The sequence below is a fragment of the Paraburkholderia sp. BL6665CI2N2 genome, from assembly GCF_004366535.1.
Lineage (GTDB): Bacteria > Pseudomonadota > Gammaproteobacteria > Burkholderiales > Burkholderiaceae > Paraburkholderia.
On record NZ_SORC01000001.1, the window covers coordinates 1,776,291 to 1,788,788 of the forward strand.

Genomic DNA, 12,498 nt, shown 5'->3' on the forward strand with positions numbered 1-12,498 from the left:
GTAAAAGGGGTTGAACGGGGCGTCTTTGAAGCGTTTGAGCGCAAATGCGCTGCACCAGCATGGCATTGCAGACAACACATTCACAGTCTCTTTCGATCCACTTTTGTTATCACCTCCTCCAATACTCGAATTGTTAGCGCATCGCACGGCTCGTATATTGGCTGAACCGTCAGTGCAAGCGCACCAGCGGCACTGACACCACAACCAGCCGGCACACAACAACACAATGGCGAGCCGCTCAGGCCAGCCACAGGAGCACAGCGATGAATCGAATCGATCTGGAGGGGCGCGTAGTCGCCATTACCGGCGGCGCGCGCGGCATCGGCTACGCGGTGGCGCAACGGGCGCTGAACTCGGGCGCGTCGGTCGCGCTATGGGACGTGGACGCCGAACGCCTCGCACGCAGCCAGCGTGAGCTTAGCGAACTGGGCAAAGTCACGGCGGTCTCAGTCGATCTCACGCAGGAAGCCGCCGTCGCGCAGGCCGTGGCGCAAACCGTCGCCGATCATGGCGCGATCGACGTGCTGATCAATTGCGCCGGCATCACCGGCGGCAACGGCACCACGTGGGAGCTGGAACCCGACCTCTGGCGCCGCGTGATCGACGTCAACCTGATCGGCCCGTACCTCACCTGCCGTGCGGTCGTGCCGCAAATGCTCAAGCAGGGCTATGGCCGGATCGTCAATATCGCGTCGGTGGCCGGCAAGGAAGGCAACCCGAACGCCTCGCATTACAGCGCCTCCAAGGCAGGCCTTATCGGCCTGACCAAATCCCTCGGCAAAGAGCTCGCGACGAAAAACATTCTCGTCAATGCCGTCACGCCGGCCGCGGCCAAAACCGAAATCTTCGACTCGATGTCGCAGCAGCACATCGACTACATGCTCTCGAAGATTCCGATGAACCGCTTTCTGATGCCCGAAGAAGCGGCGTCGCTGATCCTGTGGCTCTCGTCCGAGGACTGTGCGTTCAGCACCGGTTCGGTATTCGATCTGTCCGGCGGGCGCGCAACGTACTGAGGCGCCGGAGGCGTGACGCACGCCTGAACTCGGCAACGGTACACACGATAAGAAAACGCAGCGCCGCGGATCGCGCGCTCTGCGAAGGAGACGACATGAAAACGCATGCGCCCGTTTCACTCGAAGCGATCAACAGCAAGGTCATGCGACGGCTGCTGCCTTTTCTGCTGCTGATGTACGTGCTGGCGTTTCTCGATCGCGCCAATATCGGTTTCGCGCAAAAGGCCTTGCAGCACGATACGGGTTTGTCGAATGCGGCGTTTGCGTTCGGTGCGGGCGTGTTTTTCGTCGGCTATGCATTGTTCGAAGTCCCGAGCAATCTGCTGCTGCATCGGGTCGGCGCGCGTGCGTGGATGTGCCGCATTATGGTGACATGGGGGCTCGTATCGGCGGCCATGTGCCTCGCGCATACGCCCACCGCGTTCTATACGCTGCGGTTTCTGCTCGGCGTCGCCGAGGCCGGTTTCTTTCCCGGCGTGATCTATTACCTCACGCACTGGTTTCCGCAATCGGCCCGGGGGCGCGCGGTGGGCGTGTTTTATTTCGGTGCGCCGCTGGCGTTTATTTTCGGCAGCCCATTGTCGGGTTCGCTGCTCGAATTGCACGGCGCACTTGGCCTGACCGGCTGGCAATGGCTCTTTCTGGTGGAAGGCGGGCTGGCTTCGGTGGTGGGCGTGTGGGCCTTCTGGTATCTCGACAATCGTCCCGAAGACGCGCGCTGGCTCGATCCCCAAGAGCGCGCGAGCTTGCGCGCGGCGCTCGACGACGATGCGCTGCTCGCGTCCGCGCACGGTCCGCATCGCATTCTCGCCGCGCTGGTGGATCGTCGCGTGTTGCTGCTGTCGGCGATCTATCTGCTGATCCAGATGAGCGTGTACGGCGTGATTTTCTATCTGCCGCAACAGGTGGCGGCCTTCCTCGGCGCGACGGTCGGTTTGCGGGTGGGGCTCGTCGCCGCGTTGCCGTGGCTGTGCGCGCTGGCCGTGACCTGGTATGTGCCGCGGCGCGCGGATCGCACGGGTGAGCATCGGCGTTGGGCGGTGCTGTTGCTGATCGTCGCCGGGCTCGGCATCGGTGTGTCGGGACTGGTGCATAGCCCGCTGTTCGGCCTGCTCGCGCTGTGTTGCGCGGCGAGCGGTTTCATCGCGGCGCAGCCGCTCTTCTGGACCTTTCCCACGCGTTACCTCACAGGCGCCGCCGCAGCGGGCGGCATCGCCTTGATCAATTCGCTCGGTGGACTCGGCGGCTTCATCGCACCGAGCTTGCGCACCGCGGCGGAACGCGCGTTTTCGTCGACGTCGGCGGGACTGGTCGTGCTGGGCGTGTCGAGTCTGCTCGCCGCGCTGCTGATCGGCACGCTGTTGCGCCGCGATCCGGCGCAGCCGCACACCACTTTCGAAACCTTACTGCATCGCGCCCGCTAGGCGCGCGCTCGACGCACTCATAACGGAGCCCCATTCATGGCCATGCCTACCATCCGGCACGTGCGTGCCTTCATTGTCCGCGGCGGCGGCGCGGATTATCACGACCAACCCGGCGGACACTGGATCGACGATCACATTTCCACGCCGATGGCGCGTTATCCGGAGTATCGCCAGAGCCGCCAGTCGTTTGGTATCAATGTGCTGGGCACGCTCGTGGTGGAGATCGAAGCAAGCGACGGCACCGTCGGTTTCGCGGTGACGACGGGCGGCGAGATCGGCGCGTTTATCGTCGAGAAACATCTCGCGCGTTTTCTCGAAGGCCAACTCGTGACCGACATCGAGAAGATGTGGGATCAAATGTACTTCTCCACGTTGTACTACGGCCGCAAAGGCGTGGTGCTGAATACGATCTCGTGCGTCGATCTCGCGTTGTGGGATCTGCTCGCGAAGGTGCGCAAGGAGCCGGTGTATCAGCTATTGGGAGGGCCGGTGCGCGACGAGCTCGTGTTCTATGCAACCGGCGCGCGGCCCGATCTCGCGAAGGAGATGGGCTTCATCGGCGGCAAGCTGCCGTTGCAGCATGGTCCGGCTGAAGGCGAAGCGGGCCTCAAGCAGAATCTGGAGAAACTCGCGGACATGCGCAGCCGCGTCGGCGACGACTTCTGGCTGATGTACGACTGCTGGATGAGCCTCGACGTGCCGTATGCCACACGGCTCGCGCAGGCGGCGCACGAATACGGCCTGAAATGGATCGAAGAATGCCTGCCGCCCGACGACTACTGGGGTTACGCCGAACTGCGCCGCAACGTGCCACGCGGCATGATGGTGTCGACCGGCGAACACGAAGCGACACGCTGGGGCTTTCGCATGCTGCTGGAGATGCAATGCTGCGATCTGATTCAGCCGGATGTCGGCTGGTGCGGCGGCATTACCGAATTGATCAAGATCTCCGCGCTCGCCGACGCGCACAATGTGATGGTGGTGCCGCACGGTTCGTCGGTGTATAGCTATCACTTCGTGGTCACGCGGCATAACTCCCCATTCGCCGAATTTCTGATGATGGCGCCGAAGGCCGACGAGGTCGTGCCGATGTTCACACCGCTGCTGCTCGACGAACCGGTGCCGGTCAATGGGCGCATGAAGGTGCCGGACACACCGGGATTCGGCGTGCGGCTGAATCCGGAATGCGCGTTGGTGCGGCCTTATCCGCGGTGATTGCGCGTAACCCGTCGCAAGGTGGAAGCATAAAAGGAGAATGACGTGCTGCTCAAGGACAAGGCCGTGATCGTCACCGGCGGCTCGCGTGGCATTGGCCGCGCAATAGCGGTTGCATGCGCACGCGAAGGCGCGGACGTGGCGATCAACTACTGGGGCGATAACGACGCATCGTATGGACGCCGTTCCGCCGTCGCGGAAGTGGTTGGCGAAATCGAGGCGCTGGGGCGGCGAGTAATTGCGATCGAGGGCAACGTCGCCGCGCGCGAAACCGGTCAGCAACTGGTGCGTCATACGGTCGAAGCGTTTGGCAAGGTCGACGTACTGGCCAGCAACGCCGGCATCTGTCCGTTCCACGCGTTTCTCGACATGCCGCCGGAAGTGCTGGAGTCCACGGTGGCGGTCAATCTGAACGGCGCGTTCTATGTCACGCAAGCCGCCGCGCAACAGATGAAGCTGCAGGGCACCGGCGGCGCGATCGTGGCGACGAGTTCGATCAGCGCGCTGGTGGGTGGCGGCATGCAAACGCATTACACGCCGACCAAGGCCGGCGTGCATTCGCTGATGCAATCCTGCGCGGTGGCTTTGGGACCGTTCGGCATTCGCTGCAACTCGGTGATGCCGGGCACCATCGCAACCGACCTGAATGCGGAAGACCTCGCCGACGAAGCCAAAAAAGCCTACTTCGAAAAGCGCATTCCGCTTGGCAGACTGGGCCGCCCGGAAGATGTCGCCGATTGCGTGACGTTCCTCGCTTCCGACCGCGCACGCTATGTGACGGGCGCGGCGTTGCTGGTGGACGGCGGTCTCTTCGTCAACCTGCAGTAACGCGCCGATGCCGATCTCAGTTCACGGGAGCCGAGGAGACGATCACGGAGTCGGCAGCGGCCGCCGTGGTGTCATCGGGCTTGAGCTTGCGCGAGAAACCGCGCAACAGGTCGATGAAACGCAACGCCGGTTCAGCGAGCGGTTCTTCCTTGCGCGTGAGAATGCCGAAACCGGAGAGCGACTTGCCGATTTCGAGCGGCAATGCGACGAGCAATTTGCCGCGCAAATGATCGCGCACCACCGACTCGGGCAGCATCGCCACCGCATCGTAATTCTCGAGCAATTGCAGCGTGGCGAAGATCGACGCGCATTCGGTCAGATTCACCGGCGTGGCGAGTCCCGCACGCGCAAGTTCCTCTTCGAACAGCACGCGCGCCGGACTGGTGACGGGCTGCGCCACCCACGGCCAGTCGATCAGTTCACGCAAGCTGAGGCGCGCGCGCTGCGCGAGCGGATGCACCGCGCGCACGACCAGCAACAAGGTCTCGCGCGCGAGCGGCTCGAAACTGAAATCGTTGTGTTGCAGGGGACTTGTCAGTCGCCCAAGCGCCAGATCGACTTCGCGGCGATGCAGCAATTGCACGACCTGGTCGCTGGTTTCGCCGAGAATGCGCACGTTCAGCAGCGGACTTTCCGTTTTCAGCGCGGCGACCGCCATGGCGAGCAGATCGGGCGCGGCGCCCATGATCGCGCCGACCGTCAATTGCCCATGACCGCCGCGGCGCTTCACGTCGAGGTCTTCGGCGAAACGGGTCAGCTCGGCCAGCGCGCGCCGCGCGTAAGCGAGCGTGACGACGCCGAGCGGCGTGGGCGTCATGCCGCGCGCGTTGCGCTCGAACAGCAGAAAGCCGAACGCTTCTTCGATATCGCCGAGCATGCGGCTCGCGCTCGGCTGGGCCACGTTGACGGCCTCGGCGGCCTGATGGAGATTGCGCGCGTCGTCAAGCGCGACGAGCAGCGCGAGGTGCTTGAACTTGAGCCGATTGACGAGTGCGACGGTTGCTGAGGGTTGGCTCATGGGGCGGTGCGATTCGGTTTGTGGATCGCCCAATCCCAACTTCGGATTGAGATGCTATCGACGCAGGAATTATAGTCGTATCAGACGCTTCCACGTTTCGCTGGAAAAGCGCCCGGATACGACGGGAGACAGGCCGCAATGGAGACAATCGCTTTCCGGATGGTGCTCAACCCCGGCATGCGCGAGGAATACGAACGCCGTCATGCGCAAATCTGGCCTGAACTGGTTGACGCATTGCACGACGCCGGCGTGCGCGACTACCGGATTTTCTTCGATCCGGAGTCGAATCACCTGTTCGCCATTCTGACGCGAAACAGTCACCACACCATGGACGAACTGCCGCAACTCGACGTGATGCGCAAATGGTGGGATTACATGGCCGACATCATGCACACGGCCCCGGATCACACGCCGCTGCAGCAGCCGCTCGAACCGGTCTTCCATTTGAACTCGCTGAGCTGATCCGAGCCGACCGGATCTCAAACCTCGAAAACGATTTTGACCGGACGGAGGATGTCGCATGCAGGTGGTCGATTCGCATATTCATTTGTGGGATCTGAAAACGCATCGCTATCCGTGGCTGGAAAACCCGGGCGTGTCGTTCGTGGGCGACGCGCGTGAACTGAAGCACGACTACCTGCTCGACGATCTGTTGGGCGATGCGGGGGACATCGACGTGCTGAAGCTCGTGCACGTCGAAGCGAATCACGATCCCGCCGATCCGGTCGAAGAGACACGCTGGTTGCAGTCCATTGCCGATCGCAAGGCATCGCGCGGCATGCCGAACGCGATCGTCGCCGCGGTGGATCTGTCCGCGCCGAATGCGCCGGCCGTGCTCGAAGCGCATGCGTCGTTTGCCAACACGCGTGGCATCCGCCAGATTCTGAACGTGCATGAAAACAAGCTGTTCGATTACGTCGGCCGTCATTTCATGCGCGAGCCGCAATGGCGCGAGCACTTCGCGCTGCTGCGCCGCTACGGCCTGTCGTTCGATCTGCAACTGTATCCGTCGCAGATGGAAGAGGCGGCAGCGCTGGCGCGCGCGCATGGCGACACGCAGTTCGTCATCAATCACGCGGGTATGTTCGTCGACCGCAGCAGCGTGGCCGGTTATCGCGCCTGGCGCGAAGGCATGCGCTTGCTCGCGGACTGCCCGAATGTCGCCGTGAAGATCAGCGGACTCGCCATGTTCGATCACCAGTGGACGGTTGAAAGCCTGCGGCCGTATGTACTCGAAACGATCGACACGTTCGGTGTCGGGCGCGCGATGTTCGCCTCGAACTTTCCAGTCGACCGGCTGTTCGGCTCTTACGCGGATCTGTGGCATGCGTATGCATCGATCGTGGAGGGCGCGAGCGTCGCCGAAAAAGAAGCATTGTTTTGCCGCAACGCGGAACGTTGCTACCGCATTTAAAGAAGGAGACACGCAGTGCAGCAACCCACATCCGCTGTGCCGAGGCTCGAATTGCGGCATGCGAGTAAATCATTCGGGCGGGTTCGCGCGCTATCCGACGGCGATCTCGCGCTCTGGCCGGGCGAGGTGCATGCCTTGCTCGGCGAGAACGGCGCGGGCAAGTCCACGGTCGTGAAGATTCTGGCGGGCGTGCATCAGCCGGACACCGGCGAACTGCTGGTGGACGGCGAAGCACGCCGCTTCGCGACGCCCGCCGAGGCACGCGACGCCGGGCTCGCGGTCATCTATCAGGAACCCACGCTGTTCTTCGACCTGTCGATCGCGGAGAACATTTTCATGGGACGGCAGCCGGTCGATCGCATTGGCCGGATTCGTTACGACGCGATGCGCCGCGAGGTGGACGGCTTGCTGGCGTCGCTCGGTGTCGATCTGCGCGCCGATCAACTGGTGCGCGGTTTGTCGATCGCCGATCAGCAGGTGATCGAAATCGCCAAGGCGTTGTCGCTGAACGCCAACGTGCTGATCATGGACGAACCGACCGCCGCGCTGTCGCTGCCGGAAGTAGAGCGGCTTTTCACCATCGTGCGCAAGCTGCGCGAGCGTGACGTGGCGATCCTTTTCATTACTCACCGTCTCGACGAAGTATTCGCGCTGACACAACGCGTCACGATCATGCGCGACGGCGCCAAAGTTTTCGACGGTTTGACTGCCGATCTCGACACGGAAGCGATCGTGGCCAAAATGGTCGGGCGCGATCTGGAAACCTTCTATCCCAAGGCCGACCGGCCACCCGGCGAGGTAAGGCTGTCGGTGCGCGGCCTCACGCGCATCGGCGTATTCAAAGACATTTCCTTCGACGTCCGCGCAGGCGAAATCGTCGCGCTCGCCGGACTGGTCGGCGCGGGGCGCAGCGAAGTCGCGCGGGCGATCTTCGGCATCGATCCGCTCGACTCGGGCGAAATCCGGATCGCCGGCGAGCGTCTCACCGCGGGACGGCCCGCGGCCGCCGTGCGCGCCGGACTCGCACTCGTGCCGGAGGATCGCCGCCAGCAAGGGCTCGCGCTGGAATTGAGCATCGCGCGCAATGCGTCGATGACGGTGCTCGGCCGGCTCGTCAAACACGGGCTCATCTCCACGCGCAGCGAGACGCAGCTCGCCAATAAATGGGGCACGCGCCTGCGGCTGAAGGCGGGCGATCCCAACGCGCCGGTCGGCACGTTATCGGGCGGCAATCAGCAGAAGGTCGTGCTCGGCAAATGGCTGGCCACCGGACCCAAAGTGCTGATCATCGACGAACCCACGCGCGGCATCGACGTCGGCGCCAAGGCCGAGGTGTACAGCGCGCTCGCTGAACTGGTGCGCGACGGCATGGCGGTGCTGATGATCTCGAGTGAATTGCCGGAAGTGCTCGGCATGGCCGACCGCGTGCTGGTAATGCACGAGGGGCGTATCAGCGCGGATATAGCGCGCGCCGACGCCGACGAGGAGCGCATCATGGGCGCGGCACTCGGTCAACCCATTCCACCGCTGGGGCACGCCGCATGATGCGCCATTCTTCAACCCATCCCGCGCCGGTGCAGGCGCCGGTACCGAAGCGCGCCGCGAGTTCGCCGGGCGGTTTTGCGGCGAGCATCGCGAAGAGCCGCGAGACGACGCTCTTCGTCGTGCTGGTTCTGCTGATCGTCGGCACGGGGCTCGCGAAGCCGCAGTTCCTGAATCTGCAGAATCTGCGCGACGTGCTGCTGAATGTGTCGATTATCAGCTTGCTGACGGCCGGCATGACTGTCGTGATCCTGATGCGCCACATCGATCTGTCGGTCGGCTCGACAGTGGGCGTCAGCGCGTATGCGGTCGGCAGTCTGTATGTCGCGTTTCCGCATATGCCGGTGATTGTCGCGTTGGCGGCGGGGCTCGCAATCGGTCTCGTGGCGGGCACCATCAACGCGCTGCTCGTCGCGGTGGGGCGCGTGCCATCGCTCGTCGCGACGCTGTCCACGCTGTACATTTTTCGCGGCGCCGACTACGCGTGGGTGCACGGCGGACAGATCAACGCAACCAGTTTGCCCGACGCGTTTTCCCGTCTTGCCACCGGCACCGTGCTCGGCATCCCGACGCTTGCGCTGATCGCGGTCGTCGTGCTGATCGGCCTCGCCATCTATCTGAAGCAGTTTCGCGGCGGCCGCGAACACTACGCGATCGGCTCGAATCCGGAGGCCGCGCGTCTCGCCGGCGTGAACGTCGAACGGCGCGTGATGGCGGGCTTCCTGCTGTCCGGTGCGATTGCCGGTTTCGCCGGCGCGTTGTGGCTGGCCCGCTTCGGCACCGTGGATGCGAGCACGGCGAAGGGCATCGAGTTGCAGGTGGTGGCCGCCGCCGTGGTGGGCAGCGTGGCGATCACCGGCGGCGTCGGCACGATACTGGGCGCCACGCTCGGCGCGCTCGTGCTCGGCGTGATCAGCATCGCGCTGGTGGTGCTGCACGTGTCGCCGTTCTGGGAGCAGGCCATCGAAGGCGCGCTGATCGTCGCCGCGATTACCGCCGATACCTTGCTGGCCCGCTCCGTCGCCAAACGCATGATGAGGAAACGCGATCATGGCTAAACCCGATTCCGCGCTGCTCACGCGCAAACGCGAAACGCCGCTGCAATGGGACGTGCTGCTGGTGATCGTGCTGATTCTCTCGCTCGTGCTGGGGCGCATGCTGTCGCCCGTGTTCCTGACCGGGGCGAATCTGAGCAACGTGCTGGCCGATCTGACCGAGATCGCGTTGATGGCGCTGCCGATGACGCTGATCATCGTCGCCGCCGAAATCGATCTGTCGGTGGCGTCGGTGCTGGGCGCGTCGAGCGCGTTGATGGGCGTGCTGTGGCATATGGGCTTGCCGATGCCGCTCGTGATCGTGCTGGTGCTGGTTGCCGGCGCGTTGGCCGGCTTGCTGAACGGCCTCGTGATCGTCAAGCTCAATCTGCCTTCGCTCGCGGTCACGATCGGCACGCTGGCGCTGTTTCGCGGCCTCGCCTACGTGTTGCTCGGCGATCAGGCGGTGGCGGATTTTCCGCCCGCTTATACGGCGTTCGGCATGGACACGCTGGGCGGGAGTTTCATTCCATTGCCGTTTGTCATCGTGATCGTCGGCGCGATTGTGTTCACGGTGCTGCTGCAGTCCACCGCATTCGGCCGCAGTCTTTACGCGATCGGCGCGAATCCAACCGCGGCGGCGTTCTCCGGCATCGAAGTGGCCAGGATCCGCTTGCGTCTGTTCGTGCTGTCCGGCGCGATGAGCGCGCTGGCGGGCATCGTCTATACGCTGCGCTTTACCAGCGCGCGCGGCGACAACGGCGAAGGGTTCGAGTTGTCGGTGATCGCGGCGGTGCTGTTCGGCGGCGTGAGTATTTTCGGCGGACGCGGTTCGATGATCGGCGTGCTGTTGTCGCTGCTGATCATCGGCGTGCTGAAAAATGCGCTCACGCTCGACGACGTATCCAGCGAAACGCTCACCATCGTCACCGGCGTGCTGCTGCTGGCTTCGGTACTGATACCGAATCTGGTGGCCCGCTGGCGAGCGGCGCGCGACCGGCGTTTCATCGCCAGGTCCGCTTCTTCCCTGTAACGCCCTTAGCAATGCCTGTGTCTGAAAAGAGAAAGTCCAACAACCGATAACCCGGACAACACCACGTCCAACAAGGCAGGAGACACTTCATGTTCAAACCTCTACGTCACACCGGCAGCGCGGCGCTGTGCGCCGCGTTGCTCGCGATCAGTTGTGCCGCGTCCGCCGCGGACCTGAAAAGCGGGCTGAAAATCGCATTCGTGCCCAAGCAGATCAACAACCCCTACGAGGTGATTGCCGACGATGGCGGCATGGCCGCGATCAAGGAGTTCAAGGGCGTGGGCAAGGCGGTGGGGCCGTCGGACGCGGGCGCTTCGTCGCAGGTGCAATACATCAACACGCTGATTACGCAGCGGCAGGACGCGATCGTGATTGCCGCCAACGACGCCAACGCGGTGGTGCCGTATCTGAAGAAGGCGATGTCGCAAGGCATCAAGGTGGTCACCTTCGATTCGGACACGGCGCCCGAGGGCCGTCAACTGTTCGTCAATCAGGCGAACGCCGAAGGCATCGGCCGTGGCCAGGTTCAATTGGTCGCGAAGCTGATGGGCGGCGAAGGCGAGTTTGCGGTGTTGTCGGCCACGCCCAACGCAACCAATCAGAACACCTGGATCAAGTGGATGCAGGAGGAACTGAAAAAGCCCGAGTATTCGAAGATCAAACTGGTAAAGATCGCCTACGGTAACGACGACGATCAGAAGTCGTTCACGGAAACGCAGGGCCTGTTGCAGGCGTATCCGAATCTGAAGGCGATCGTCGCGCCGACCACGGTGGGGATTGCGGCTGCCGCGCGTTATATTTCGACTTCGTCGAGTAAAGGCAAGGTGGCGGTGACCGGTCTCGGCACGCCGAACCAGATGCGCGCGTTCGTGAAAAACGGCACCGTGAAGGCGTTCCAGTTGTGGGATCCGGGTCAACTCGGCTACCTGGCCGCGTATGCCGCGGCAGCGCTGGCGTCGGGCACGATCAGCGGCAAGGAAGGCGAGTCGTTCGAGGCCGGCAAGCTCGGCAAACGCACCATCGGGCCGCAAGGCGAAATCATTCTCGGACCGCCGACCACGTTCGATTCGAGCAATATCGATAACTTCAATTTCTGAGCGGCGATGCTTTGCCGCGCGGCGGTCGCACGGCTGACGTGATCGCCAAGGCACGACGCGCGAGGCGCGCGGCTGATGCATGGCTCACGCGTCTCGTGCTTCTTATTTGCAACGCGCCCTGAATGGCGTCATGCCTGCTGTACACACATTCACGTTTTTTGCGTGAAGTGTGATGGTCTTTGCGGTGCCTTTGTATTTGCAGACGAGATAGGGGTCGATCTGGTCGATGTCCCAGCGATCCACACGGCCAGCGCGTAGGGGTGCAAGACTCGCCATCTGGTCCGGCGGACCATCGTACAAAGCCGCGTTGTTCAGGGCATGCCGCACGCCGGAATCGAGCACGCTAACCGGACAAGCGACCGGCGCTGCCAACGCGGCGCCGCTTGCCCATGCATAGAGGAGCACACAAAGCGCTTTACTCGACCACATAGAATTGATCCCCGTCGTTTGCTTTAACTCCGTGTCCGTTCCTGAAGCGGATGGTTCGCTCGTGGACGGGCTGCGCCGTATGCCCATTCCATTGATCCAGAACCTGGATGCCGGCTGCGTTGCGGCCGAGATAAATGGCTGCATGGCTGCGCCCGTCAGTGTGGTTTCCGTACCTGCCGTTAGGGTCGAATGTCGCGATAACCGTTCCTGGACTAATCAGATTCGCGGTTCTTGCTTTCTCTCCCTGATGCCACGACGAGGAAGGTGGAACGGAAACGACAGCGTGCACGAATGCCACACATTGCCCGTTGCCGACAAGGTGTCCTTTTAGAGAATTTGCTTCAATCATGTTTGCTAGGTAAGACATCCCTTAACCTTTCTCAATCATGTGGTTTGGACATGAGTCCACACCTCCCTGTGTGGACCCACGTTCACGGCGGGTGCGGTG

At 62.9% G+C, this 12,498-nt stretch carries 13 protein-coding genes; 10 read left to right on the forward strand and 3 right to left on the reverse strand.

The window, feature by feature from the left end; all coding sequences use genetic code 11:
- The first annotated feature begins 263 nt into the window (after positions 1-263).
- From B0G81_RS07965 to B0G81_RS07980, 4 genes are all read left to right on the forward strand, one after another.
- Entirely contained in the window at positions 264-1,016 is a 753-nt protein-coding gene (locus tag B0G81_RS07965) for an SDR family NAD(P)-dependent oxidoreductase (RefSeq protein ID WP_134134208.1), read from the forward strand.
- 95 nt (positions 1,017-1,111) lie between these two features.
- Positions 1,112-2,440: an MFS transporter gene (locus tag B0G81_RS07970; protein ID WP_134134213.1), complete on the forward strand. Its 1,329-nt coding sequence runs from the start codon at positions 1,112-1,114 to the stop codon at positions 2,438-2,440.
- A 36-nt stretch (positions 2,441-2,476) separates the two neighbouring features.
- Positions 2,477-3,655, forward strand: coding sequence for an L-rhamnonate dehydratase (rhmD, locus tag B0G81_RS07975; protein WP_134134217.1), 1,179 nt, complete (start codon positions 2,477-2,479; stop codon positions 3,653-3,655).
- Positions 3,656-3,700: 45 nt separating this feature from the next.
- Positions 3,701-4,483 (forward strand): SDR family NAD(P)-dependent oxidoreductase, encoded by a 783-nt coding sequence (locus tag B0G81_RS07980; RefSeq protein WP_116145340.1) that lies wholly within the window; start codon positions 3,701-3,703, stop codon positions 4,481-4,483.
- 16 nt (positions 4,484-4,499) lie between these two features.
- Here the strand turns inward: B0G81_RS07980 and B0G81_RS07985 are convergent, their stop codons facing one another.
- Positions 4,500-5,501, reverse strand: a complete 1,002-nt coding sequence (locus B0G81_RS07985) for a LysR family transcriptional regulator (protein ID WP_134134220.1) — start codon at positions 5,499-5,501, stop codon at positions 4,500-4,502.
- Between the two features lie 138 nt (positions 5,502-5,639).
- On the opposite strand from B0G81_RS07985, the gene rhaM reads away from it, so the two are divergent.
- The 6 genes from rhaM to rhaS all read left to right on the forward strand — a co-directional run bounded on the left by rhaM (position 5,640) and on the right by rhaS (position 11,621).
- Positions 5,640-5,963: an L-rhamnose mutarotase gene (rhaM, locus tag B0G81_RS07990; protein WP_134134222.1), complete on the forward strand. Its 324-nt coding sequence runs from the start codon at positions 5,640-5,642 to the stop codon at positions 5,961-5,963.
- A 58-nt stretch (positions 5,964-6,021) separates the two neighbouring features.
- Positions 6,022-6,915 carry an amidohydrolase family protein gene (locus tag B0G81_RS07995; protein ID WP_134134225.1) on the forward strand — a complete coding sequence of 298 codons (894 nt, stop codon included), beginning with the start codon at positions 6,022-6,024 and terminating at the stop codon, positions 6,913-6,915.
- A 15-nt stretch (positions 6,916-6,930) separates the two neighbouring features.
- Positions 6,931-8,460 (forward strand): sugar ABC transporter ATP-binding protein, encoded by a 1,530-nt coding sequence (locus B0G81_RS08000; protein ID WP_134134227.1) that lies wholly within the window; start codon positions 6,931-6,933, stop codon positions 8,458-8,460.
- On the forward strand, positions 8,457-9,515 hold the full coding sequence (locus B0G81_RS08005) for an ABC transporter permease (protein WP_134134229.1): 1,059 nt from the start codon (positions 8,457-8,459) through the stop codon (positions 9,513-9,515). Before B0G81_RS08000 ends, B0G81_RS08005 begins: the two co-directional genes overlap by 4 nt.
- Positions 9,508-10,524 carry an ABC transporter permease gene (locus tag B0G81_RS08010; RefSeq protein ID WP_134134232.1) on the forward strand — a complete coding sequence of 339 codons (1,017 nt, stop codon included), beginning with the start codon at positions 9,508-9,510 and terminating at the stop codon, positions 10,522-10,524. Before B0G81_RS08005 ends, B0G81_RS08010 begins: the two co-directional genes overlap by 8 nt.
- Before the next feature lie 89 nt (positions 10,525-10,613).
- Positions 10,614-11,621 (forward strand): rhamnose ABC transporter substrate-binding protein, encoded by a 1,008-nt coding sequence (gene rhaS / locus B0G81_RS08015; RefSeq protein ID WP_134134234.1) that lies wholly within the window; start codon positions 10,614-10,616, stop codon positions 11,619-11,621.
- 102 nt (positions 11,622-11,723) lie between these two features.
- Here the strand turns inward: rhaS and B0G81_RS08020 are convergent, their stop codons facing one another.
- Both B0G81_RS08020 and B0G81_RS08025 read right to left on the reverse strand, forming a co-directional pair.
- Positions 11,724-12,050 carry an STY0301 family protein gene (locus B0G81_RS08020; RefSeq protein ID WP_134134236.1) on the reverse strand — a complete coding sequence of 109 codons (327 nt, stop codon included), beginning with the start codon at positions 12,048-12,050 and terminating at the stop codon, positions 11,724-11,726.
- Entirely contained in the window at positions 12,037-12,417 is a 381-nt protein-coding gene (locus B0G81_RS08025) for a BPSL0067 family protein (protein WP_134134239.1), read from the reverse strand. The genes B0G81_RS08020 and B0G81_RS08025 overlap by 14 nt, the downstream gene beginning before the upstream one ends.
- Positions 12,418-12,498: the final 81 nt, after the last annotated feature.